The following is a 25,226-nucleotide window of genomic DNA, read 5'->3' on the forward strand; positions in this document are numbered from 1 at the left end:
TCGTTGCTATGGCTCGCTATATTAGTGGCTTGGCGCTATTGACCAAGCAGCGAACGCGGCAATGCTTATGCCATCTTTGCAAAGATGGTCATTTTAGACATGGAATTGAAGTTGGACGCAGTGCGGGTGGGCCGATATGACAAACTGGCTACAGGCCCCAAATTGAGTGGTGTCATTTGAATTGCACCGCAAGCAGGCAGAGTGCCCGTTTGCGGTGCATGGTAAAGAGCCTTTTAGACCTTTTTTGATGAGCCGTAATCCTGCTCAGTCCAGCGATTTCAGCGGCCGATAATGGCCCAGGCTGGATGGCAGGGCTATGCCCTGGCTTCGCAACTGGTTGACCCGGTTTTGATAGGCGGCACCTACGAGCAGTTGCAGTGCCAAGTCCACGGCGCGGCGCTGACGGTAATCATCCAGGTAGCTATCCTTGGCCCAGGCGTTGAAGGCGCCCAGTGCCGGCCCGGCCCAGATCTGGTAATCCATCTCCCGACCGCTTTCCCCTGTGTTGGACCAGCGGCTCGATAGCCCCAGATACCAGCGGAAAATGAGCGCCATCTTGCGCTTTGGATTGCCCTCGGCGCGGCGAATTTGTTCGGGATCCCGCGCCATAAAGTGGGCAACCGTGCCTTGCCAGATTTCATCCAGATTGGCGCGAAACACCTGAGTTTCCAGTTTTTGGCGCTCATCGGCCGGAATGGCCTCTATCGAGTCGTAGCGGCTGTAGATTTCGTAAAGCTTATTGGCTCGCATGGGGAATAGGGTGCCGCGTTTTACCACTTGCAGCTTGACGCCCATCTCAAACATATCCGCGGCCGGCGCCATGGTGACATCGGCCATTTCCACGGTCGCCAATAGCTTACGGCTGTGCTCGCTGGCACCTGCTTCGATACAGGCCTGATTGATAGAGCCGGTAACAATAAAGGCGGCGCCCATATTGAATGCCGCCAAAGCCGCATCCGGCGTGCCTATGCCGCCACCCGCTCCAACCCGGATAGGTTCTTGGTAGGCGTATTTTGCCTGCATTTGGTCCCGCAAGGCGATAATGGTGGGCAGCAGGGTAACCAGAGGACGATTGTCGGTATGGCCGCCGGAGTCTGCCTCGGCGGTAATGTCGTCGGCCATGGGCACCTGCCTGGCAAGTTCGGCCTGCAGTTCAGTGATCCATCCCTGACTCAGCAGCTGCTGGAGGATTTTCTCCGGCGGCGGCGCCATAAAGTGGGCGGCGACTTCGGTGCGGCTCACCTTGGCTATCACCTTGTTGGCGATTAGGGTGTTGCCGTCACTGTCCCGGCTCAGTCCGGCCACCCGATATCTCACTATGTGAGGGGTCAGCGCCAGGAAGGCCGAGGCTTCGACCGTACGTACCCGGTGTTTGAGATAGAGCTCGACCGCACCTTGTTCGAGTGCCGGTTCGCTGGGGCTGTGGATCAGGTTAAAGGCGTAGGGGCCGCTTGGCAGCGCCGCCTGAATTCGGCTGATGGCGGCTTCCACTCGGGCGGGTACCAGACCGGCGGCGCCGAATGAGCAGAGTATGCCGGCCTTGCCGAGGGCAATCACCAGCTCTTCGGAGGCGATACCGTTGGCCATGGCGCCGGCATAATAGGCGTACTTGACTTTGTGGCAGGCGGCAAAGGCCGGATCGCCGAGCGCTGCTGCGCTGAGTGGCGGCACCATGGCGCAAACCGGCAGTGTATTGCCGCTTGCACTCGCCTCGGCAAGCTGCGCCTGATTGGCAAACAGGATTTCATCCTTGGTTTGTCTGGCGACAAACAGCGGCTTATCCAGCGCCTTGATTGCGTTGCCGGCATAGTTATCCGTGGCCGCAAAGACATCATCACTATTTGGGTTCAGGGCCCAGGGCCAATTGAAGCTTGTCATCTTGTTGCTCTCATTATCTGTTCGGTTGTTTTTGCCTGAGGGCTCAGGCTTCTTCAATGGCCAGAGCCAGATCTTTTATTTCATAAATTCGCAGGCCATCTTTGGCAAGCCAGGCATCGGCTGTCAGTGTGACTCTGTCCGGCGTATCGTCTATGGCTGTGATATGCAGCTCCAGCGACATCTGCCGGTTCAGGGGATTGATCTGACCGCGGTATTTCCACTGTACCTGACTCAGGCAATGGGCGAATCTTGGGTTACTGAATTGGCTCCCAAGCCCGGCGTCCAGGGCAAAGGCACTCAGGAGTTCCAGCATGGCTTCCACTCCGAGCGAGCCCGGCATCACAGGGTCCTGATGGAAATGGAAGCGGAAGAACCAGTCAGCGGCATCGATTTTGCGCTCGCCATAGATGTAGCCCAAGCCGGAATGGCCGCCTTGGCGGCAGATGCGGATAGAATCGACAAAGTTGAGTCGACCGCCCGGCAGGCGCAGGTGTTTTTGATCCCGAGAGCCATGATATAGAGCGCAATCGGCGGCGCGAAGATCATAGCTCACATCGGCCTCAAGCCCTTGCTGTTTATCCCAGGGCTCGGTCACCTTGCCGTTATCCAGTCCCAACTGGTTTTTCAGCGCCTCGGCCTTGAAGTAACCAAATACTGCCTCGCCTTCATAGAAGGGTTCACCATCGGCGCTGAGCACAAAGCTGAAACTCTGGATGATGTTGGTGCCCGCCTTGACAGTGCTCAGCAGACGCGAGTCGTTGCTGATGGTCTTGCCACGCAGGTCAAGTCGGCGCAGCAGTGTGCCTTTACCGTCGAGGTTACGGAAGAAAAGCTCAGTGTCGCCATAGCCCAAGGTGGTGCCCATATAGCCGGAAATAAAACCGTTGGGCTGCAGCGCTATCTCCATCAAAATCGAGTAGGGCATATGCGCCGGGTGACTGTTTTCACTTAAGTACCAAGCCTTGGGCGGCACTTCATATTCGCCGATACAGGAGGCCGGAGACTTGAAGTCGCCGCGCTTGCCAATCACCTGCGTCACCCTGGTGGTGAGCTGCAGATCGCCGCAGGGGGTGCGCGGTGGGATAAGCCCGCGGTAGGCGGCAAAGTCGGGGCCGAAGCAGTTCTCAATATCGCCGGTGGCAAATTCAAACATATGCCAGGGGGTAAAGGGCGCAGTATCGGGCGTGCGATTCGGGTAGTCCGGCGTTACTGGCGCCGGAACATGCCTGACCGGGAGCACGCCGTGAATGGGCTGAGAGTCCGGGCAGCTTTCATGGCTCATCAAGGGGGCATTGATGGACGCCTGGCGTCCGGCGTTCAGTGTCTCGTTAGTATCACTTGCCGAGGCGGCAACCTGTTGCGGCTTTCCGCCGTGCTCCTGGTTGCTGTCATCGGCGTACCTGTGACAGTGTTCATCTTCTTTGAGCATGACGCCCAGATTCTGGAAGTCCACCACCACCTTGCCGTCGAGCAAGATCTCAATATTGGCCTTGGCCCAGGGGCTGGGTGTCAGTCCTATTTCGGTGACTTCCATCCGATAGGTGAGACGATTGGATTGCGGCAGTACCTGTCCGCGGCAACGCACCTTCTGCGGCGCACTTTCCAGTGGTTGGAAACGGCCATTGCGGGTGTGTTTGTGCAGGCCAAGATAGAGCATATAGAACTGCAGCAACTGACCGCAGCCCTCGGCCATCAAGGAGCCGGCCATCACCTGATCGTCCTTGAAATGACAGGGGAAATACCAGTGATCCGGCTCCAGTTGCTTGTGCCCTTCAACCAGACCCAGGCCCCAGGCGCCGCCGCTTGGTTCGACTCTGCTGACCTCTTCGATCATCAGGAACTTTTCCGAGGCAAAACACAGCGAGGCTTGGCGGTATCCCAAGTCATGAGATGGGCCAAAGCAGGCGCCGATATCGCCGCTCAGCAGTTGCCTCATTCGCTGGTAATCAAATATCTGTTGTTTACAGTGGATCAAGGGCTGGAATTGGCGCTTGTTCGCCATCGCCAGGTTGCGGGTCTTGATCTCCTCTTCGGTGCGGATGACTCCCTTGCCATCGGCCAGCTCGGCATCGGTGAAGAAACCGGCGCAGCCGTTGTCCATTTTGAGGATCAGACGTTCGCCGACAAAACACTCGTAGGAGAAGAAAAACAGCAGGGTATCGCCGTTGCGGGCGAAGTGATTGATGGAGATGTCGTATCTCAGGGTATCACCGCCACGGGGCAGATCGCCGAGGAAGGTGAGGGTACAGTCGAGCAAACGGTAGACCCGCTCGCCCTTGTTCTCCAGATCTATGCCGAGATAGCTTATCAGCATCAAGTCACACTGGCCCGACTCCACGGCTACCGCCCAAGGGATCTGGCCATCGACCAGATAGGGGGCGTCCACGGGAATATCATATTCTGTGGTCATGGTGCTCGGCTTGTATTCGCCGAGACGGGCATTGAGTTTAGTCACCCTGGAGACCAGCAGGTAATCTGTGGTGGGCAGTCGCACCCGGCGGCGGTAGCTGTCGATCACGGCATACTCGGGGCCGAATACCGGCGCTATGTCGCCCTCGGCGTATTGCACCAGATCCTGATAATTCCAGATGCAGGGTTTGTCCTTGGTCACTTGGGATGTCGCTTTGGGGGTAATGGTTTTGGCAACAGCTTCAGCAGCCGTTTGGACCGAGTCCTTGGGCGTGCGCGCTGGCAAAGACGCTACAGAGGCGGAGCTCTGGTCTGCCGAGCGCTTGTCTTCTGAGCCGATATTTTCAGCGTTTAAGCGGTTTTCGGCCGTGGCCCCGGCGCCCAAGAGGGCGCAGGCCAGTGCCAGTCCGGTTTCACGGCTCTTGAGAAAGGCCAGATGCGCTTCACGTGCCAGCCGTTGATTATCTGCCAGTGCTTGCAGGTGCGCTTCGGTACCGGCTCTATGGGTAGCGGCCGCAATTTTATCGCCGGGCACGGATTGTCTGAGAGCTGATGGGGCGTGCTGATTGTTCACCGGAGTGAGTTCCTTAGTCAGTTCACTGTTAACTTGTTGGCTGCTGGTGTGCATTGCAGGCGCTGCCTGGGCTTGAGTGTTCTTTGCCTGGGCAAGCTTTTGGCGAATGCCGGTCTCGTGTTTAAGCTCGGCGGTGGCTATATGCTGCTCTATGGCGTCACCGCCAAGGGTGATGGTTTGCCACAGCTGGCGGACATTTGCGCCGGCTATCTTTTGATTGGACTCTTGACTGCTCTTTTTATTCTGCGTGCGGAGCGCCTGTTGCAGGTGCGCCTTTTGCTCCGCCGACTGTTGCAAAGTAACCGCGGCGCAGCGGCGCTCGCCATCTATCAGCAGGGTGTGGGAATCTTTATCCCTATCCTGGGTCAGGCGCAGCAGCGAGTGCAGCAAACTGGCCATCCCGGCGGCGGCAAAGCTGTGCCCCATACGCGAGACGGCGCTATGGCTGGTGGCCGCGAGACGACGAAAGGCCTTGAAGCTGGGGCTGTGTTCATCTACCTCAGGCTGTGCGTCCCGGCAAAATGCTTGCTCCCTTGAGTCTGCCGTAGAGAGAGGCTCTTTAGCTGTTAATTCCACTGATGAAAACGGCTTGAAACTCAGCTCTGTCAGGGCGCCGTAGCGGCCGCTTTGATGCGCAACTGACGGCTTCAGCACCAAGGCACCGGCGCCTTCACCCGGTAACAGTCCAAGCTGTTGCAGACGCTTGCCCGAGTGCAATACCCGCTCGGCACTGCCGGCGAGATCCACCGCGGCCACTACTACGGCGTCCAACGCCTCGGTGCGGCAGAGATTGGCGGCGACTTCCAACGCCCGGGGAACCGACAGCTCGGCGGCCGAAATACTGAAAGCCGGGCCGTTGAAATCCCATTGGGAGGCGACCCGGGAGGCCATGATATTGCCTATGTAGCTGGTGTATTGATTGAGGCTGGCGCTGGGCAGTACGCTGTCCATCGCCAAACGCTCGAGTTCGAGATACTCATCTTGACTTAAGGTGATGCCGGCATCTTTAAGGCTCTGGCTAATCTGGCTGTGCAGATTGACCCGGCCGCGGAACTGATGCAGTTCAAGCTCGGTTTCCATGGCGACCAACACAGCCACCCGGCCACCCATGGGCAGATTGGCATCGCGAATCGCATCATCGGCCACCTTGAGCAGCAGTAATTGCTGCGCCACCAGTCTATCTCCCGGATGGGGCGGCAGGCGGAACTTGAGGAAATCCAGTTCAAACTTGTCTATGTAGCCGCCATTGGGCGCCTGTTCAAGCCCCATTCTGGAGAGCAAAGAGCGGTTTCGCTCCAGGCCTTTCCAGCGTTTGGGTGGCAGGGCTCTGGTGGCCGTTTGCCCTTTGGCTATCAGTTTGGCAAGCGTCTCGAGCGAGTCGGCGGCGCCGAAATGCGCGGCGGCGCCCTCAATCGCCAGGCAGTCAGTGCCCTGGTTTGCAGCCGTTTCCGGCGAAGGCTTGGCCGGAATAAGCTCTTTGGCAGCATCGGGTCCTGTGAGCAGCAAGTGGGCGTTACAGCCTCCGAATCCGAACACAGACACCCCGGCAACCGGGCCGGGATTGCTCGCTTTGGTCGGCCAGGGGATGGCGCTGCGCACTATATTGTGCTCGCCAAACACGCCGTTGGGCGAGCTCAGTGGCGCCGATATTCTCACCGAGGCAGGTAACAGCTTGTGTTTCATCGACAGCAGCAACTTGATGATGCCGGCCATACCGGCAGCAGTCAGCAAGTGGCTGAGGTTGGACTTGACCGAACCGATTTTAGGCGCGGCACTGCCTTCCAGGCGTGGGCCGAAAAACTGCTCCATGGAACTGAGTTCCACCTTGTCACCCAGAGGTGTACCCGTGGCGTGGCATTCAATCACCTCCACCTGGGATGGCGCGATATTTGCCGCCTCGGCGGCCCGTTCAAACGCCAGTACCTGGCCCTTGCTGGCGGGGCTTAAGACAAACTGGCCGCGACCATCGTTGGAAAGCCCTGTGCCTCTGACTATGCCGTGAATGGTATCGCCATCCCTTTGGGCATCGCTCAGGCGCTTGAGCACCAATACGCCGCAGCCTTCACCGGCAAACAGGCCGCCGGAACTGTTATCCAGCGGGGCGCTTTGGCCCGACTCGGGGAAGGCCTGGAAAATGGAAAAGCCCATATGGATAAAGAAGGGATCGGCGCCGCTGACGGCACCGGCCAACATCACATCGGCGCTGTGGTTACTGAGATAGTCGCAGGCCAGGCGCAATGCATAGACTGAGCTGGCGCAGGCGGCATCCAGGCTCAGGCTGGGGCCGCCAAGGCCCAGGCAATCGCACAGCAGTTCAGAGCCCTGGGCAGCGATATCCGTATCCCAATGGCGAATACTTGCATCTGCAGCCGTTCCCGCATCTATGGCTGACGCCAATGGCGGCATGCCGGGGAAACGGCGCCGCAGCGCCGTATCGACACTGTGATGATACAGCGGCAAAAAGGCCTTGTTGGAAGCTCGGGTAGGGAACGAAAGCGTGCCCATCACGGCGCCGCAGCGCGCCAAGTCGGAAGCGTTTTGCGCTGGGGTTAGCCCGGCGCTTTGCAGGGCCTTGCGGGCGCAATCGAGTGCCCACAACAGGTGCTGATCCCAGGTTTGGGCACCCGTTGCCATTTCATCCGCTGATCTGGCATAGCCCTCGGGCGAGAAGTTTAGCTGGCGAATATAACCGCCCTGATCACAATAGAAACGGTCGCTTTGGCCTTTTGCGCCTTGATAATCGCTGACACTGGCGCCCAATTGGCTGTCATTCAGGGAGCTGATGGCATCCCGGCCTTCGCTGAGCAGTTGCCAGAAGGCGTCCAGATCCTCACAGTCCGGGAAGCGGGCGGCCATGCCAACTATGGCAATGGGCTCGGCTTGTTTACTTGTCACTCTGTTCTCACTTTCTCACGTCACTAAGTTATCGGGCCGGGCAAGCTGTGGATACAGTGCCGCTGTGGCCAGTGGGACCCTGTGGCTGATGAGTCGAGCCAGGGCCTTGAGTAATGCTTTGTTGTCGGCGGCGCCGCTATGCTTGCGATCGCAGCCAAAGGCCTTGATATCGCTGGAGAGCTGGTTTCCGGCCATCGCCTGGATAATGCTGCTGGTTTGGCTGTCGGCGCCGACCTCCAGAAACAGCTGCGCGCCATGTTTTCGGGCTCTTTGCAGCAGCGACTCCACATCGAGTGGCTGGCTGAAACAAGTCGCTATGGTCTCGGCTATCTGCTTGCGCTCAAGCCTGGCAGGTTTGAGCGGCTGCTCGCTGCCGGCGCTGATATAGATGGGCTGCGGCTGTTCAAGCTCACCCGAGAGTGGCCTGTCATAAAAGGCGGTCAATTCTGGCTTTACACGCAGGGCCGCCGGTGTGTGCATGGCGGTGACCCGGTTGGCGGCAACGCCGCGTTTGCCAAGGGCCTTTATCAGTGCCCGGCACTGAGCCTCATCCCCGGCCAGCACGCAGCTTGGCCCCTGACGTATGGCGAGGTAGACCCACGAGTAAGCCGGGTTTTGCAATAATGGCGTGATGCTGCCTGTATCAATGCGCAGTAGAAAACTGTTCCAGCAGATGGCGTCTCTGGCATCGAGTTGCCACTCCTGGCGCACGGCTGTGAGCGCGCCCGAGATCTGCTCCGAGAAAATCCGGCTTTCCAGCGTAGGTTTAACCAAAGCAAAAGGCTTGTCCCAGACGCCATTGGCGGCAAACATGGCCGCTTCGCCCATGGAGTAGCCGATGGCAAAGGCCGGGCGGAGCTTGAATTCACGCCGCAGTATCTGCGTCAGCAGCACACTGGCGCCGACCCCGGCAACGGCCTGCTCGGCGAGTGTCATTGTTGGCGCCGGACTGGGTGTGGCCTCTTCTTTATCGCTCAAGGCTGTTTCTTTGGAAGCATCGCTCAAGGCTGATGTATAAGAAATATCGCTCAAGGCTGTTTCATTAGAAGCATCGCTCAAGGCTGCTGGCAGCAGAGTGGATAGGGCGACATTTTCGGCTGTTGCTGCGGCCTCAAAATCGGCATAACTCTTGGGAAAGGCCTGCTTTAAGGCGCCGAGCATGCCATGGTAAGCCGTGCCGACACCCGGGTAGACAAAGCAGAGGCGAGCAGGGCCCAGCGGCTTGGCGCAAAAAACGCTGCCATTTGGCGTAATAAGCTCAAGCTTTGGCAGTTCGGCCAAAGACGTTATTTTCCGAAGCTGACCCAGGAGCAATTCGCTCTCGGCAATAAGCTCGGCGGCATCTCGGCCAATAAGCGCCAGCGAATAGTATTCGCCGCCCTCGGGCGCTGTGCCTGAAAAGCTCTGCTCCAGGGCTTCAAGCTTATCCGTCAGCCAGCGCGCCAGAGCATCTGCGCTCATCGATTGGTTCAGGCGACTTTGGGCCTGCTGCAGCGCAGTTTGCGCCTCACTGAGCAGAGTCTTTGGGCTGGCAATCAAGGTCAGCGGTAAAAGCCAGGGCGCTCCTTGGGGGCAAAGGCCAGAGGTTGATTCTTTTCCAAAAGCCAAGCCGCTCACACCAGAGCTGTTCAGGCAAGAGTCGCTCAGGGCTTTTTCATCACAAGAGTCGCTCAAGGCTGCTTCATCACAAGAACCGCTCAAGGCTGTTTTATCATAAGAACCGCTCAGGGCTGTTTTATCATAAGAGCCGCTCAAGGCTGTGCCTTGGCTGAGGATCAGCGCCATAGCAGGGGAGCTGAAGACCAGCGCCAGAGACTTGCCTTGAAAAGGCAACCCCGCCATTTTCTGTACCTGGCGCCGCTTGGCAAATGCCTCCAGTTGCAGGCATAACTGCTCAAGCTGCAACGGTTGCTCCAGAAACAGAGTGTCCCTTTCCTCCACCTCCGGGCGTTTTGCCTGCTGCCAGGCCTGCTTAAGAAGCTGCTGCGGCTTGTGAGCGCCATGGCTTAAGGCCTGCAGCAAGGCTTGGGGATGCAGTCTTGCTTGCGCCGCATCGACTGCACTTAGCAGCAATAGCCGCTGCTTTGATGGCAGCGCCAGGCTCAGGCTTGCCCCGGCCTTGACCTCGGCCACCAGCCAAGGCCAGTCGGGAACCTGATTGCTATCAAACGCGATGGTGCGCAAGGCTGCCCGAAGCTTGGGCGCCAGGCTTTGCTCCTCTTCGACCAGGCACAGTGCCAGCCGCAGCGGCTTTTCGGCCGCGGACTCAGCTGGCTTTACTTCAATGTGAGGCATAGGGCCTATCGCTTTGCTCAAGGCCTTTCTCTATTCCCTGTGGCGGCCTTGGCCGGTTCAAAGGCGGCATTGAGCCCCTTGCTAATGGTGACCTTGGCATTTTCCAGCCCGGTTTGCAGTTGGCCCTCGGCGTTGAACAGGGCCAGATCGGCGCTGAGCTGACGGCTGGAGTGCTTGGTCACCTGCAGGCGAATAAGGCCGGTGTCACTTTCAGGTAGCAGGGCGTTTTGCCAGAGCGCCGCCAGTGAGGAGGGCAGGCTGGCGGCATCGTATTTGAGCCGGGCCCAGATCAACATGGCCTGCAGCAGTGCGTCTTGCTGGAGCAGGGCGCGATCTTCGCTCGATGCGGCATCCGGTAGCCGGTATCGGCAGCTAAGCCCTTGGTCGTCAAACTGCAGCACCTCAGTAATGGCCTGCAGCTGCGGGCCATGGAACAGGGCGCCGCTGTGATAAAACTCACTGCCTTGACGCACTTGGAGCTCACCTTCGCCTATCTCAGTCATAGAAACATGCGCCAGTGGCTGACTGGCGTGCTGCTGCATTAACGGTTGCTGTATTAACGGCAGTAGGGTCGCCTGATACTGAGGCCGCTCATCACAGCTGATGCTCGCCTGCAGCTCGCCGTCGGTTCCCAGAGTCAGGCTGAGCTGCAATCGCTTTTCATCACTGTCAAATACCACGCCTTTGAGCAGCTTATAGTCCACGGCGCGCCAATCGCCGCCAAAGAGGCTCTGGGCACTTTGCAGCATCCACTGGAGCGCGCAGACAGTCGGCCATACCGGATTGCCACCTATGCAGTGATCTTCCAGCAGCGCCAGCTCCTGGCGCTTGATGCTGCGACTCAGGGTTTGAGGGCCGGCTTGGGCCTCTGGCACATCTATGTGGTTCAGGCCTTGTTTGCCACCCGGGCCTTGCATGCTGGAGCCAATCAATAGCTGCGGCTCCGAGCGGGCCAGGATCGCCTCGGCAAACAGCTTGGCACCGGCTTCTCTTGGGATCACATAGACGCCGCGGGACTCAAACATCTGCTTCAGCGCCGCGTTGACCATGCCGCCATCCCAGGGGCCCCAGTTGAAACTGATCACTCGGGTGGTCGGCAACTCATGATGCAGCCGATGAGCGGTTTTATTGAGAATTTCATTGGCCATGGCGTAGTCGCTCTGGCCTGTGTTGCCGTAGAAACCGGCGGCGGAGGAAAACAGCGCCAACAGTTTTAAGTGCTCGGCGGCCTTTTTGTTTGGCGCCAAGGCTCTGAGCAAGGCGGAGAGGCCGCCAACCTTGGTGCCTGTAACCAATTCGAGTTCGGCGAGGGTCTTGTCGGCGATGTGTTTATCGGCCAACACCCCGGCGCCGTGAATCAGCCCGCTGATAGGCGCCAATGCCTGAATGGGCGCCAGTGTGGACGCGACCGCATCCGGGTTACTGACATCCAGACTCAGGTATTCGGCGCTGGCACCTATAGCCTCAAAGCGCTTGAGCGCTGCGTGAATCTCAAGCGCGTTGACAAGAGGTTTTATCAGGGCTTCCACTTCCTTGGGCGAGGGCTTTTGCCCCTTGGCCATTAGCGCGGTGATTGCGGCTGCTTTTAGCTGACCGCTCTCAAGCCCTTGGGCCCAATCGGGAAATGCTTCCAATGCCAAGGCCTTGCTGCGACCGGCGAGAATAAAGTGACTACCACTTTCGCGGGCCAGCGCCAGGGCACAGTCCAGGGTGACGCCTTTTGCGCCCCCGGTCACCAGTATTTTATCTGAACTATCGAGCCTGCATGGCGCCATGCCTGTATCGGCAGCAATCTGGTCATCGGCCGAAGTCGCTACCAGGGTCACTCTGCCGGCGGCGCTTTTGCCCCACTCCAACGGATCCTGGCTCGGGCTGTAGAGCGCATCCATGACTTGCGAGGCCAGCGCCGAGGCATCAAGCTCAGGAGCAAGATCCAACGCGCGGCAATGCACCTGAGGCCACTCCTGCGCCAGGGTCTTGGTTAAGCCAAACAGGGCGCTTTGATTCAATTCACAGGGCTGACCGCTGAAACCCAGCTGACCATCCATGCGCGCCACAGTGATAAAGGCGCGGCGGCCTTTTGTCGGCGCTTGCCAGGTTGGGCTCAAATGCTTGGCGAACAGGAAGCTCAGTTGTACCTGAGTCTTGGCCGTGATGTTGAGCGGCATCAACTCCTCGAGTTGTTCCCGCGGCAGTTGTGGCTGCAGATGGATATAGATGGCCACTTGCTGTTTGAGCCCGGCGATGAGCGCCTTGACACCGGCATCATCATTGCTGGCCAGAGTCAGGATTGGCAGCTTGCTATCCAGCGCCGATTGCGAATCGGTTGCCGCCGGGCGCACCAGAGTGACACTGATGCCACTGTCTGTCAGTTTCTTGGCCAGGACACCGGCATTGTGGCCGTCATCGAGCAGCAGCGCACAGCTGTTCGCGGCAAACAGAGCCTCGGCGCTTGCGCCTGAGAATCTATCTGCCGCCGGCAGCTTTTTTAGGCTGACTCCCGAATGGGGCGGCAAGGCCACACTCGGCTGAGTGTTTGGCATCTCATCGGTTTGGGTTAGCGGCTCGGCTGCATGCTCAGCGCTTGAGCCGGCAAAACAATCTATGATCTGCCCCAAGGTGCGGCATTCGCTTAAGCTTGCGGCGTCCAGCAGCGGCAGCTCAGGCAGTTTGTCCTGCACTGTGCCGAGAATTTCTACCCGCTTGATGGAATCGATACCGAGATCGGCCTCCATATCCATCCCAGGCTCAAGCATTTCGGCTGGATAGCCGGTCTTCTCGGCCACCACCTGCAGCATCAGTGCCGTGACATCATTCTGATTTGCATGAGCAGTGTTTGATTGAACCGGGCTTGGCTGAACACTGGCGTTCACTCCGGCGCTTTGCTGCAGATAATCGACAATTTGCCCCAGGGTGCGGCATTCACTTAGAGTGGCGGCGTCCAGAGGCGGCAGCTCAGGCAGTTTGTCTTGCACTGTGCCGAGAATTTCCACCCGCTTGATGGAATCGATACCGAGGTCGGCCTCCATATCCATCCCCAGCTCGAGCATTTCGGCCGGGTAGCCGGTCTTGTCGGCCACCACCTGCAGCATCAGTGCCGTGACATCATTTTGATTTGCATGAGCAGTGTTTGATTGAGTCAGGAGTGGCTGAACACTGGCGTTCACACTGGCGCTTTGCTGCAGATAATCGACTATCTGCCCCAGGGTGCGGCATTCGCTTAGGGTGGCGGCATCCAGTGGCGGCAGCTCAGGCAGTTGGTCCTGCACTGTGCCGAGAATTTCCACCCGCTTGATGGAATCGATACCGAGATCGGCCTCCATATCCATCCCCAGCTCGAGCATTTCGGCCGGATAGCCGGTCTTGTCCGCCACTACCTGCAGCATCAGTGCCGTGACATCATTCTGATTTGCATGAGCAGTGTTTGATTGAGCCAGGAGTGGCTGAACACTGGAGTTCACACTGGCGCTTTGCTGCAGATAGTCGACAATCTGCCCCAGGGTGCGGCATTCACTTAGAGTTGCGGCGTCCAGCGGCGGCAGCTCAGGCAGTTTGTCTTGCACTGTGCCGAGAATTTCCACCCGTTTGATGGAATCGATACCGAGATCGGCCTCCATATCCATCCCCAGCTCCAGCATTTCGGCCGGGTAGCCGGTCTTGTCGGCTACTACCTGCAGCATCAGTGCCGTGACATCATTCTGATTTGAAACTGGCTCAGGCTGCACACTGGAATCCACTCCGGCGCTTTGCTGCAGATAATCGACAATCTGCCCCAAGGTGCGACATTCACTTAGAGTGGCGGCATCCAATTGTGGCAAGTTGGGCAATTGATCTTGCACTGTGCCGAGAATTTCCACCCGCTTGATGGAGTCGATACCGAGATCGGCCTCCATATCCATCCCCAGCTCCAGCATTTCTGTGGGGTAGCCTGTCTTATCGGCCACCACTTGCAACATCAGCTCTTCGACACCTGTGCTTGGCTTGGCTGTGGTTACGGCTACTGCTGGGACAGGGGCTGGAGCTTGAGGCCGACTCTGTAGCACTTGGCTGGGTTGCTGTGGCGAGCTTGCTGCTTTGACTGGCGCTGCGGCATGAGTTACAGGCGCTGCAGCCTGGGCGGGCATAGGCTCTGACACTGGTACTGCTTGGGCCTGCTCTATCTTGGTCAACACAGCATTGGTCAACACAGAATGTGGCAACACAGCGCCGCCCTGAAGTTGTTGCAACAACTGCTGGGCGCCGAGATTTTGCGACTGAATAAAGTCGTTGTGGATCTTTAAAGTCTCGGCCTGGTGCTGGTGGAACATGGCTAGGGTCTGATTGAGGCTGTCAGGAATCGCTTTGCCAGCCGTCGCCAGTTTTACTTGCTCTGTGAGCAGTTGCTGCACACTGTTGCCATATTGCAGTGGGATATTCAGAAACTGCTGATGCAGCTCGGCCAACTGTTGCTGGGCGCTGAAAAACTGCTGTAATCCGCTGCCGCTGTTTGCTGGGAGGCCGTTTGCAGCTTGTGGTGCTGTAGCTGGGCTCGGTTGACTCGGGTTCTGGCTTGCGGCCGCTACTGGGTTCTCGACGATTTTTTCCACGACTTTCTCGACTATTTTTGTCTGTTGACTGACCCGGCCCTCTTTGAGTGAGGCCGCCATCTTCCGGGCGGTGGCCGGGCTGATATAGTTACTGGCACCGAGCTTGATAGTCATCGGTGAGGCCTTGTGTTTGGCCTGGGTTTGTACGGCGCGATAGGCATCGGGATCTGTCAGAGGCAGGCCCGCCAATGCCAGGCTGATAAGGGCTTGCTTCAGCTCAGTGTCGGCGGCCAGTGAATCGATACAGCTTGGGCTGTCCAGCGACAGGAACAGGCATTCGGCGGCGCGATCGCCCAAGGTGGTTTGTGCCAACCTGGCCAGGGTGTTTTTAGGGCCAAACTCGACAAATATTCTGGCGCCGTCCCGGTACATGCTCTCTATCTGCTCACTGAAGCGCACTTGCTTGAGCATATGTTGCTCCAGGTTGGCTCTGAGGCTTTCGGCATCCTGTGCCAGCTTGTCACCTGTGGCATTGACATACAGAGGCGTTTTCGCATCGCTCAAGCCCTGGCGGGCAATCGCCTCGGCAAAGGGTTGCTGCGCATGGGCCACCAGCGGAGTGTGGAAGGCCCCGGATACCGGCAGCGCTATGGCGCGCAAACCTGCCTCGTTCAGCTTGAGGTTGAGCCGGGCTACCGCTTCACTCGCGCCTGCAATCACAAGCTGAACCGGGCTGTTGAAATTGGCTATCTGCACCTCGGGTTCAGTCTGCAGCAGCTGCTCGAGAGTATTGCGCTCAGCGGCCGAGGGCAGGATAACGGCGCTCATGGCGCCCGGGTCTTTATCCTCGGGGACGCTGGCCATGGCATCGCTTCTGGCGAAGGCCAGCGCGTAATAGCTCTCACGGCTCAAGGCACCAGCGGCGCGCAGTGCCGACAGCTCACCAAAGCTGTGACCGGCCAGCATATCCGCCTGGAATCCGGCCTGGCAAAGCAGAGTGAACTGTCCCATGCCGAGGGCGCCGATGGCGCTTTGGGCAAAGCGGGTATTGGCCAGTGCCAGTTCATCCTCTTTGCTGGCCTGGGGCGTGAATTTGGCTATCGGGAACACCCGCGCCGACAAGGGGCCCATGCCGTACTTGTCGGCTATGCCCTGGCGGGAAAACTCACGGTCGGCGGCGGCAAATTCGGCGCGAAGCTCGGGGTAGAGTTGGGTTAGCCCAGAGCCCATCTGTAGATACTGACTGCCTTGACCGGCAAACAGGGCGGCGGTCTTGGCCTCAGTCAAAGGCGCGCTGCGGTACTCGATTCCCTGATGTTGCCAACGGGTTTGCGGCTGTTCTTCAGCCGTGCTTTGCAGTTTGTTCAAGGCCTGTTGCAGCTTTTGCTGCAGCTCTATGGTGTCGCAGGCAAGGAGTCCCAGCCTGGGGCCTTGTACCAGTGTCTGGCTGCCGAGGCGATAGGGCGCACACAGGGTTTCAAGGTCGCCATGGGCATCTGAGTTCAGCGTCTTGAGCAGAGCGCTTATCTCTTGAACCAGCGCCGGTTTGTCTGGTGCGCAGAACAGCAGCGGCAAAGGCGTGCGTCTCAGGCGAGAGGGTTGCTTGGGTAATTCGGGGCTGTGCTCTTCCAATACCAGGTGGAAGTTGGTGCCGCCAAAGCCAAAGGAGCTGACGGCGGCGCGCCTCGGTGTACCGTCGGTTCTTGGCATCCAGGGTCGGGTTTGAGTGTTGAGATAGAAGGGCGATTGCTCCACTGCCATCTTGGGGTTGGGCTGCTTCACATTGATGGTGGGCGGCAACACCTTGTGATGCAGCGCCAATGCCGCCTTGATCACCCCGGCGGTGCCGGCGGTCGACTTGGTATGGCCCACCTGGGACTTGATTGAACCCAGCGCAATATGCTGCAGCTCAGGATTATCCTGGCTCATTACGGCGTTGAGGCCGCTGAATTCGGCCACATCACCGGCGGCCGTACCTGTGCCGTGGGCTTCCATCAGGCCCAGTGTATGGGGCGGAAACCCGGCATCATCATAGGCACGCCGCAGTGCCTTGGCCTGGCCTTCGGGGCGCGGCGCGTAAATGCTCTTGAACTTGCCGTCGCTGGAGGCGCCAACCCCTTTGATCACCGCATAGATGCGGTCACCGTCGCGCTCGGCATCATCCAGGCGTTTCAGCGCCACCATGCCTATGCCTTCGCCTATCATCATGCCGCGGGAGTCGGCGTCGAACGGCTTTATCTGCTCGTCGCTGGTAAAGGCCGGGGTCTTGGAGAAGCTCATGTACATATAGGCGGAGTTGTCGGTGCAGACGCCTCCGGTGAGCATCATATCGCTGCGGCCTTCGGTCAGCTCGGTGAGCGCCATCCGCATTGCCGCCAGCGAGCCGGCACAGGCGGCGTCGACCACACAGTTCATGCCGCCGAGATCGAAACGGTTGGCAATCCGACCGGCGATAACATTGCCGAGCGACCCCGGGAAGGAGTTTTCCTCCCAGTGTATATATTGGTCCTGGAACTTGCGGATCAGCATTTCGCTGTCCTGCTCACTGACGCCACTCTCGCGGAACACCTTTTTCAGCACAGGGTATTGCAGCCTGGCATTGAGGCTTTGGCTGATCTTCTGGCCACCGCCAATCCCCAAGGTGATGCCGATGCGGTCGCGATCATAGTCCGAGCCTTCATGGATACCTGCATCCTCCAACACCTCTTTGGCTACCACCAGCGACAGCAACTGCGAGGTGTCGGTCAGTTCGAGGATATTGGGCGGCAGACCAAACTCCATGGGGGTGAAATCTACTTCGGGGATAAAGCCGCCGCGCTTGCAGTAACTCTTGTCGGCGGCTTTCTTGTCGGGGTCAAAATAGTCTGCCACTTGCCAGCGGTCGGCGGGCACTTGGGTGATGGCGTCTATCTTGTCGCAGATCAGATCCCAAAACTGGTTCAGATAACGGCTGCCGGCAAACAGGCTCGCCATGCCGACTATGGCAATCGGCGTGTCTTTCAGCCTTTTGTTGAGGCGTTTGTCTATCTGAGAGGCTTGTTCTTGGCTCATTGAGCATCTCCATTGGTGGCTGCAAGTTGCGGCCTGGGTTTGCGCCCTGCCTTTGCGGCAGCGGGAAACCTGGACTGGAAAATATGATAGTTGCGTACCAGCAAGCGGCGCAGTGCAAACGGGGCACGCTTGAGGACGTAGGCTATGTAGCGGTCGGCGGCGTGGGTGTCGTCATCCTGATAGATGTCGACATAGACCCAACCGCTGACGGGATCCATCCCTATGAGTACCGAATGGGTCTGTTGGCCAATGGGAATACTCATGGCTTCGACCTGAACCACAGTGTGTTCATCGGTACTGGGCAGCATCAACGCATCGGCGAGCGTTTGGCTGTTGAGGGTGTAGGTTTGCATTTTGCTGCCGCTGTAGACCGGCAGCTTATTGAAGTGTTTCGGCGGTAGCGAGTGCGCGGCATCGATATTGTCGAGCCGGGATGCGCCGTGGCGTTTCAGACAGCGGGCCAGCCCGGAGCGCGAAACATGGGGATTGATAAACTCCTGGGTGACTTGCAACAGCCTGTCCAGCGGCATCTTGAGCTGCCAGCGCAGCCCGACAACCACATACTCCTGAATATCGCTCAGAGTGGTATTCAGATGATGCGGGGTGTGGGATTGATCCTGGGTCGACTCGCGTTTACGCCACTTGCGAACGGTTGCTTCACTGATATTCAGTAACCGTGCCAGTTGGCTGACATTGAGCTCCGACTCCTGGATAAAGCGGCGCATTTCCGGGGTGGTGGTGGCATTGCGATGACGCCGTTTTCCGGTTTGAGTTTGCTTCATAATCAGCTGGGACTGGGCCCTTGGGCTTCCTTTCTCGCCTGTCTGCCATGGTTGCAAACTTCCACAATACTGAGCGTCAGGCTGTTATTTCAGTAACAGGTGAAGCAGATTACCAGTGCCTGCCGCTCGATACAATCATCTGGGACTTAAAATCCTGCTTTTGTTTTAAAGACTTTTGTTCGCTAACTTCGTTTGTTGTTAACTTGTTTTTAAATTGATATAAATTGGTTGTTTTGGTTTTTTGTGCTGTAAAAATGGATATCTGATACCTATTTATCCCTAATCCCCAGTGGTCTGTTGCAGCTTATATTGCAGCTTATGTTGCAACCTGGGTATCTGCCTTTAGGGCAACTGGATGAACAGGAATCAGCAACAGAAATGGAGAGTGTCAGGTGTATTTAACAAAAAATAATCTACTGGGAATGGCGAGTGCTGCCTTGTTTACTGTACTCGGCGCCGGTTGCAGTGGTACCAGTACCACTACCGCCGAGTTGTCGCCTGAGGACGCGGCCCGCCAACAAAGACTCGATGAACAGGGATACCGCTGCGACCGGGTTAGGGTCACCGGCAGCAATATTCCCAACCGCCGCTGTACAACCGCCCAGCAACGGGAAAGAGAGCGGGAAGAGGCGAGAGCCTATGTCGATAAAATGAATCAGCAAAACATGAACGATTAGCGCTTGAGACCGAGGGGGAGGCCAAGGCAAAATAGCCTACTCCCCCTTGGTTTTTTGGAGTCTCCCATCAACGCCGTGCAACTCTTTTTGTATCCCTTACGCCAGAGTGAGCCTTTAAAAATAAAAGACCTGGCGCTGTTTCTGACGCCGGCCGAGCGGGAAAAGTTTGCCCGAATAAGCCATAAAGAGGTTAAGCAACGGGCAATAACAAGCCGCGCCTTGCTGAGAAAGACCCTGAGTACTCAAGCGCCCCTTGCAGCCCGGGAGTGGTGTTTCGATTATGGTCCCCAGGGTAAGCCGCGCCTTTGTGATGAGCAGTTTCAACAGACTCAGCTGCATTTTAACCTCAGTCACAGCGGTGATTGGCTGCTGTTGGCATTGCTGAAACATCCTTCTCCTGAGTTGCAACTCGGAGTCGATATAGAGCGTTTACGGATGCGCACGGCTATCGATACTGTGATGCGCCACTATTTTGCGCCTTTTGAGCTGCAGCAATTACGAAATCTGGATGATGCCACGCGGCGAGAGGCGTTTTTCGACCTCTGGGCCTTGAAAGAGTCTTATATCAAGGCGACCGGCAAGGGGTTGGCGCAGCCGCTCGATGGTTTTGCGTTTGACTTGAGCTCAGGGGAGGCATGCTCGGCCGAGCGGCCAGCCGAGATTGTTTCGATGCGCCGTGGGCTTTTGCTAAAGCCTAAGGAAAACACCCAATGGCAGAGTTGGCTTGGCCATATGGAGCCGGGTTATCGATTGGCCCTGACGCTGGGGGCGCCTGCAGCCATCAACTGGCAACTGCAGTGGCACCTTGGTCAGTAGCACTCTGAAATAGGTTACCGGCAAGAATGAAAAAGCGGCTTTAAAGCCGCTTTATGTTCGATTACTGTCTTGCCAGGCGTTGGCTTTCCGGCACGTGCTCAAAGTCACTGCGGAAAGGGTTGATGTCCAATCCGCCTCTGCGGGTGTAGCGGGCGTAGACGGTCAACTTACTGCAATGGCAGAAACGCTTCAGATCGGTGAATATCCGCTCCACACACTGCTCGTGGAACTCGTTATGCTGGCGGAAAGAGATCAGATAACGCAGCAGTTTTTCCCTGTCTATCTTGGGTCCCTGGTAGCGGATCATTACGCTGCCCCAATCAGGCTGTGAGGTGATCAAACAGTTGGACTTAAGCAGGTTGGAGTTCAAGGTCTCGGCGACTATCTGCTTGTCGTCTGTGCTGTCTTCGAGCCATTTGGGGTTGAACTCATAGTCGCTGACTTCAATATCCAGATCGTCAATGCAGTGCCCCGGCAGCTCAACAACTCTCTGGCTGTTGAAGTGCTTGGGCTCAATCACTCTGACTTTTACCTCGCCATTGGCACAGCGGCTCAGATCTTGGGTCAGGGTTTCCTCGACGGCTTCAGTACTGTCAAAGCGGGTTTGATTGAAACTGTTCAGATAGAGCTTGAAGGATTTGGACTCAATTAAATGCTCACTGTTGAGATCCAGTTGGAACTCGGCGATGGCCACCATGGGCTTGCCCTTGGCATTGAGCCAGGAGAGTTCATAGCCGGTCCAGATATCGGCCCCCTGAAACGGCAGAGGCGCACTCAGGTTGATTGCATCACGGTTGAGTTTGCGGGGCACACCCTGCAACAGCTCAGGGGCGTAATGCTCTTGATAATCTGTCTGCTGACCCAGTGTCAGGCCAGATAAGGCTTCGGCGTTCCGGTAAGGGTCGTGATTCTGTGTCATCAAGCGGGTTTCCGTGTCAAAATAGGCCACCATTATACCTGAATTTGGAAGTGCGATAAGTGTCTTGTGCCCAGGCGTTGGAGCAATTTCTCAGCCGTTATCATCAAAGTTACCAGTCGAGTCTGGGGGAAGGCCCCAGATATTATGGCAGGGGAGAAGCCTCACCCTGTTTGCTGCAGGAGAATGGCGAAGATCCTCTACTGTGGCAGACTATTCGCCGTGAACAGCCAGGCAGTTTTGCCAATGTCAGTCATGCGCTGGAGTTGCCGCTGCATGCCGATATCGACGAGTTTTATGGACAGTTTTTTGCCGCGCATCTGTTGTTTGAAGCCGATTTCGGCGAAGGGGAACTACTGCAGCCCTGGAGTCAGGACGATTTTGAGTTCCTGCAGCAGAATCTGATTGGGCACCTGATGATGAAACGCAAGCTCAAGCAGCCACCGACCTGGTTTATCGGCCTATTGGGGCAAGGTGATGAGATGATCTGCGTGGATAACGAAACCGGTGCTGTCTGGCGTGAGACCCCGGGTGAGCTCCCCTCAAAGAAGCTGGCAGACAGTCTGGAAGAGTTTCTCGCTTTGCTGCGCCCCAGAGTGGCGCCGGCGGTTGAGCCTGTGGAGCCGGCCATGGCGAATGTCGACCATCCCGGTCTCTGGGCGCGGATGAAGCTTATGTGGCAACACCTGTTTTCCCGCCGCTGACAGTCGGGGTTACCACAATCATTATTGATTGATGATCACTGCTATTGATGATCCCAGGAGAGGTTGGAGACTATTCGGCAGTTGTCACAGCGGAAATGAAACAGATCCAGCAATGGGCTGGGTTGGCGCCAGTCCGGGTTGCCGCAGCGGGGGCAAGGACGGGCCAATTCGGCTTGCTTACTCTCTCCCCCGACCCGGTAAAGGTAGTAATAGGTAGGAATTTGGGTCAGATATTCGATACGGCCGCGCAGATCCCAGCCGCGGCGGAACAGATCGCTGTCCGGGCTGGAAAGCTCCTCGAGGGCGGCAAATTCAGCCTTGGTTGCTGCGGCCATCTGCAGTTCATCACAGGCTTGCCACTCGGTTTGCCAACGGATCACCCGCTTGTGATCGCCGTTGAAGGTCGCGGGAATACGGTAAAGGGGAATGGGTAGCAAGTTATCGCCGCTGCGCAGTGGTGAGCACATATGCACATAGCTGGTATAAAGTAGCTGCCAACTTGGAGGCTCCAGGGTGCTGACCTCGGAATTGATATCCTGACCTATGAGCTTTTCCTTGGGGGCCAGCAGTTTGGCCTCGGTTAACTGCTGCAACGCCTGTTTGGCCCAGGGACTGTTGTGCCTGTTGGCCAGACTGGTTTCTTCCGGTAGCAGCAGCCTGACTCTGAACTCCCCGTCCCTAAAGGCCACCGCAAATTCGCGCCCCAATACCTGACCGTTGGCCCGCCAGGCTTCAAGCAGGGTATTGATGGCTTTTTCTGCGGCGCTGATAGTGGTGTTGGCAAAGCATTCAAACCTGAGTTCGCAGACAAACATTATTGCTGGCCCTCAAGCTTGGCGAGTCTTTGTTGCAAGGCCGCGAATTCTTGTTTCAGTTGCTGCTGTTCCTGGCGTAGCCGGCTGATTTCCTGCTGGAGAACTTCTACTGTGGTGACAGCTTGTTGTGGCACGGTTTCTTGCAGTTGAGGTGCGTCTTCAAGCAGTTTTTCCCGTTCACTCTCTGGCATGGATTTGAAACGCTGCAGACCTTCAACCAGCAGTGGCATTGGTAACTTGTTGCCGAGTCTTGCCTTAATCAGTGCCAGAGAGGGAGTATGGCCGCTTTGGGCTACTGCCGCCGCGGCGGCCATGACCTGTTCCAGTGGAGTGGACATCTTGGTAAAAAACCTCACATTTTCGCGAATAGCTACATAGTGCAGCAGTTGTTTGCTTTTATCATTTTGATATTTATCAGTTTATTTGTTGGCCTGCATGTTGCATAGCGTTTGCTGCATTTGCTTAACAAAAGTCAACATTTGATAAATATAACAAGGAGTGACAATGAACAAGTTATTACTGCCACTGATGGGGATTGCAAGCTTAGGGCTTAGTGCCTGTGTGGTCAATGTCGGCGATCACGAAGCCAACTGGGATGAAAAGGAGTCCTGGCAGCTGCAGCAACAGCAAAATCAGCAACAACTGGCCAAGTTGACTCTGGGGATGGATCAGCAACAGGTGCAGCAGCTCATGGGGCAGGCCGACTTTAATGAAGCCTTTCTCTCCAATGATCAGCAAGTACAGGTACTATTTTACCGTACCCGCCACAGACACAGTGATGGCAAGACCACCAAGGATGAGTGCACCCCCTTGGTGTTTCGCGATCAACAACTGATTGGCTGGGGCGATAAGGCCTACGCGCAGCTGTAATTCACACTCATCCCAATTTCAATCAACTCCTGAGCTGGGCGTCCAAATGGTCTATGGTGTCTGACCATTGGGCGTCCTCGGCCAGAGCCTCTGTTAAAAAAGTGCGCTGCGCTTCATTCCAGAATGGTGCATCCACCAGTTTGACTCCCTCGGGGATAGAATGTGTGCCGATAAAACCTTCTATCGCCTTGCTGCTGCTGGGGAGTCCCAATTGCTCAAATAAATGGGCCAAGTCTGTGTGGGTGGTATCCATATTCTGACCTCCTGAAATCCCGACATATATTGCCAAGGTGATGAGTGATGGGTGAACAAGCCTTAATAAAACAGATAGTAAGCCTTATTCCTTCCCCTTAGGGAAGGTGCGAATAAGTCCTCGTGGCCTTCTCTTTTGTAGAGAGTGGCTTGCACAGCAATTGGCGTTCAAGGCATATGACTGAAGGCATGCCGGGGTCTGTCGAAGTCAGATAACGCAGAGAGCCGGTTGCTGTGAAAGCCCCTAAGGGCGTGGCTTACAGGCCTGCCTGCTGTGTTGTGCTTCTTGCAAAGGACTAGGGCCATTTGCTGCGAACTACGCCTTGCATCCAAGCCCGTAAGCCGACGCAGAGCCCACATGGGACTTGTTCGCGCCTTCCTTAGCTTATACCAATCTGCCTAAAGATGAAGTGACAATGCCTGGCAAGCAAGATCAAGATATTGCACTTTGATCCAATATTGTTAAATTGGAAATTGCCCTTTTGGCTGACAAGGACAACAACAAATGGAAACCCAGACTCCCGATTCTCTGCGTGCCGTCTACCTGACAGCGGAAGATTTGCGCCTGGCCGCATCAATTCTCTATAACGCCTATCACGATGATGCGTTTTTTCAGCAGACCTTGCCGGCCGCCAATGCCGCCGAATATGAACAAAAGCTCAGAGCTGCGATCCGTGAAGAGCTCAATGAGCTTTGGCAACAGGAGCAGCCTCTTATTGGGTTGTTCGACGCTGAGCGCTTGATTGGGGTTGCCTGCGTGGTGACCTCATCACTTCCCCAGGGGGAGGGGCGCTATTGGCATTGGCGTTTGAAAATGCTGCTGGGGACGGGCTGGCAATCGACGCAGAAGTTGATGCAGAAGGAGAATTCAATTCTGGAGCACCTGCCGGCTACTGAATACGGCATTATACAGTTCATTGCAGTAGCTTTAACCGAGCAGCGCAAGGGTTATGGCAAGTTGCTCGTCCAGGCGGTATTGGGTTGGTGTGATGAGCAGCCGGAGCTGGAAGGGGTTGGAGTCTTTGTGACTGAGGATGGCCATTCTCATCTGTTCCGAGAGCAAGGCTTTGTACCCGTGGTTGAGCTCAATGTAGGGCAGTTAACCGGAGAGTTGCTCTTTTACCACAGTCATACCGATGATGACGTCTACCAATAACAGGAGTTAAGCATGGAGCAAAAGTACAAGAGTTTTGCTGAGTTTTATCCTTTCTACCTGTCTCAGCATTCCGATCCCGTATGCCGAGGTTTGCATTATCTAGGTTCGACCCTGGTATTGCTTATTCTGTTATTCAGCCTGCTTAGTGGACAATTTGTATGGCTCTTGGCTCTGCCTGTGGTGGGTTATGGCTTTGCCTGGATGGGTCACTTTGGTTTTGAACACAATAAGCCGGCGACCTTTCAATACCCAGTCTATAGCTTGATGGCTGACTGGGTCATGTTGGCCCAATTTGTCAGTGGCAAACGTCGTTTCTGAGTGTTTTTGGTTATTTACCAGTACCAATGTGAGACATGTCTCACAAAGTTGTGCGACAAACATAAGCCTTATTGGCTGTTCTTACTAGCGAATAATTAAATATTTTTAATAAACAAGTGCTTAGTCTTTTATTAGCGACAGCTGAATATTTGTCATTCCCAGCATGTTCTAAAATTGACCATCTCAAAGAGGGGTCCTTGGGTACACTTAAGTTGTGGTCAGGGCAGGATGCTTTGACAGAGCTTCCAAGGAAAGGAGCTGAAATTACGAGCCTCAAGGAAGAGAGGGCCTC

General features: G+C 56.5%; 14 protein-coding genes and 1 pseudogene. 6 read left to right on the plus strand and 9 right to left on the minus strand.

The window, feature by feature from the left end; all coding sequences use genetic code 11:
- Window positions 1-264: 264 nt before the first annotated feature.
- The 5 genes and pseudogenes from N512_RS0106840 to N512_RS0106860 form a co-directional block, all read right to left on the minus strand.
- A pseudogene (locus N512_RS0106840) lies at window positions 265-1,695 on the minus strand (PfaD family polyunsaturated fatty acid/polyketide biosynthesis protein); the annotation flags it as partial.
- 226 nt (window positions 1,696-1,921) lie between these two features.
- A complete protein-coding gene (locus N512_RS0106845; protein WP_028779830.1) occupies window positions 1,922-7,756 on the minus strand; it encodes a hotdog fold thioesterase in 5,835 nt (1,944 codons plus the stop codon).
- Between the two features lie 15 nt (window positions 7,757-7,771).
- Window positions 7,772-10,072, minus strand: coding sequence for a PfaB family protein (locus N512_RS23725; RefSeq protein ID WP_028779831.1), 2,301 nt, complete (start codon window positions 10,070-10,072; stop codon window positions 7,772-7,774).
- Complete coding sequence (locus N512_RS22430; RefSeq protein WP_051472691.1) at window positions 10,069-17,628, minus strand: type I polyketide synthase; 7,560 nt, start codon at window positions 17,626-17,628, stop codon at window positions 10,069-10,071. Before N512_RS22430 ends, N512_RS23725 begins: the two co-directional genes overlap by 4 nt.
- Window positions 17,625-18,410 carry a helix-turn-helix domain-containing protein gene (locus tag N512_RS0106860; RefSeq protein ID WP_051472692.1) on the minus strand — a complete coding sequence of 262 codons (786 nt, stop codon included), beginning with the start codon at window positions 18,408-18,410 and terminating at the stop codon, window positions 17,625-17,627. Before N512_RS0106860 ends, N512_RS22430 begins: the two co-directional genes overlap by 4 nt.
- Before the next feature lie 392 nt (window positions 18,411-18,802).
- Here N512_RS0106860 and N512_RS0106865 point away from each other — a divergent pair, with 392 nt between their 5' ends.
- Both N512_RS0106865 and N512_RS0106870 read left to right on the plus strand, forming a co-directional pair.
- The gene (locus tag N512_RS0106865) at window positions 18,803-19,087 is read left to right on the plus strand and encodes a hypothetical protein (RefSeq protein ID WP_144221234.1); all 285 of its coding nucleotides are present in this window, start codon (window positions 18,803-18,805) and stop codon (window positions 19,085-19,087) included.
- A 75-nt stretch (window positions 19,088-19,162) separates the two neighbouring features.
- Window positions 19,163-19,903 carry a 4'-phosphopantetheinyl transferase family protein gene (locus tag N512_RS0106870; protein ID WP_156029103.1) on the plus strand — a complete coding sequence of 247 codons (741 nt, stop codon included), beginning with the start codon at window positions 19,163-19,165 and terminating at the stop codon, window positions 19,901-19,903.
- Window positions 19,904-19,964: 61 nt separating this feature from the next.
- Here N512_RS0106870 and queF read toward each other — a convergent pair whose 3' ends face one another.
- On the minus strand, window positions 19,965-20,822 hold the full coding sequence (queF, locus tag N512_RS0106875) for an NADPH-dependent 7-cyano-7-deazaguanine reductase QueF (RefSeq protein ID WP_028779835.1): 858 nt from the start codon (window positions 20,820-20,822) through the stop codon (window positions 19,965-19,967).
- A 59-nt stretch (window positions 20,823-20,881) separates the two neighbouring features.
- On the opposite strand from queF, the gene syd reads away from it, so the two are divergent.
- Window positions 20,882-21,523 (plus strand): SecY-interacting protein, encoded by a 642-nt coding sequence (syd, locus tag N512_RS0106880; protein ID WP_028779836.1) that lies wholly within the window; start codon window positions 20,882-20,884, stop codon window positions 21,521-21,523.
- 41 nt (window positions 21,524-21,564) lie between these two features.
- On the opposite strand, the gene N512_RS0106885 is transcribed toward syd, so the two are convergent.
- Window positions 21,565-22,338 carry a Zn-ribbon-containing protein gene (locus N512_RS0106885; protein ID WP_028779837.1) on the minus strand — a complete coding sequence of 258 codons (774 nt, stop codon included), beginning with the start codon at window positions 22,336-22,338 and terminating at the stop codon, window positions 21,565-21,567.
- The gene (locus N512_RS0106890) at window positions 22,338-22,676 is read right to left on the minus strand and encodes a hypothetical protein (protein ID WP_028779838.1); all 339 of its coding nucleotides are present in this window, start codon (window positions 22,674-22,676) and stop codon (window positions 22,338-22,340) included. The genes N512_RS0106885 and N512_RS0106890 overlap by 1 nt, the downstream gene beginning before the upstream one ends.
- A 166-nt stretch (window positions 22,677-22,842) precedes the next feature.
- On the opposite strand from N512_RS0106890, the gene N512_RS0106895 reads away from it, so the two are divergent.
- Window positions 22,843-23,208 (plus strand): DUF3192 domain-containing protein, encoded by a 366-nt coding sequence (locus N512_RS0106895; protein ID WP_037466957.1) that lies wholly within the window; start codon window positions 22,843-22,845, stop codon window positions 23,206-23,208.
- Between the two features lie 22 nt (window positions 23,209-23,230).
- Here N512_RS0106895 and N512_RS0106900 read toward each other — a convergent pair whose 3' ends face one another.
- On the minus strand, window positions 23,231-23,461 hold the full coding sequence (locus tag N512_RS0106900) for a DUF2789 domain-containing protein (RefSeq protein WP_025010969.1): 231 nt from the start codon (window positions 23,459-23,461) through the stop codon (window positions 23,231-23,233).
- Window positions 23,462-23,965: 504 nt separating this feature from the next.
- Here N512_RS0106900 and N512_RS0106905 point away from each other — a divergent pair.
- Complete coding sequence (locus N512_RS0106905) at window positions 23,966-24,616, plus strand: GNAT family N-acetyltransferase (protein ID WP_028779839.1); 651 nt, start codon at window positions 23,966-23,968, stop codon at window positions 24,614-24,616.
- 12 nt (window positions 24,617-24,628) lie between these two features.
- Window positions 24,629-24,934 carry a DUF962 domain-containing protein gene (locus tag N512_RS0106910; RefSeq protein WP_028779840.1) on the plus strand — a complete coding sequence of 102 codons (306 nt, stop codon included), beginning with the start codon at window positions 24,629-24,631 and terminating at the stop codon, window positions 24,932-24,934.
- Window positions 24,935-25,226: the final 292 nt, after the last annotated feature.

The organism is Shewanella sp. 38A_GOM-205m, assembly GCF_000518445.1.
GTDB lineage: Bacteria > Pseudomonadota > Gammaproteobacteria > Enterobacterales > Shewanellaceae > Shewanella > Shewanella algae.

Excerpts from the sequence above, each read along its gene's own strand:
- N512_RS22430 (WP_051472691.1), bottom strand. The coding sequence starts at position 17,628 with ATGAGCCAAGAACAAGCCTCTCAGATAGACAAACGCCTCAACAAAAGG.
- N512_RS0106860 (WP_051472692.1), bottom strand. The coding sequence starts at position 18,410 with ATGAAGCAAACTCAAACCGGAAAACGGCGTCATCGCAATGCCACCACC.
- queF (WP_028779835.1), bottom strand. The coding sequence starts at position 20,822 with ATGACACAGAATCACGACCCTTACCGGAACGCCGAAGCCTTATCTGGC.
- N512_RS0106885 (WP_028779837.1), bottom strand. The coding sequence starts at position 22,338 with ATGTTTGTCTGCGAACTCAGGTTTGAATGCTTTGCCAACACCACTATC.
- N512_RS0106890 (WP_028779838.1), bottom strand. The coding sequence starts at position 22,676 with ATGTCCACTCCACTGGAACAGGTCATGGCCGCCGCGGCGGCAGTAGCC.
- N512_RS0106895 (WP_037466957.1), top strand. The coding sequence starts at position 22,843 with ATGAACAAGTTATTACTGCCACTGATGGGGATTGCAAGCTTAGGGCTT.
- N512_RS0106900 (WP_025010969.1), bottom strand. The coding sequence starts at position 23,461 with ATGGATACCACCCACACAGACTTGGCCCATTTATTTGAGCAATTGGGA.
- N512_RS0106905 (WP_028779839.1), top strand. The coding sequence starts at position 23,966 with ATGGAAACCCAGACTCCCGATTCTCTGCGTGCCGTCTACCTGACAGCG.
- N512_RS0106910 (WP_028779840.1), top strand. The coding sequence starts at position 24,629 with ATGGAGCAAAAGTACAAGAGTTTTGCTGAGTTTTATCCTTTCTACCTG.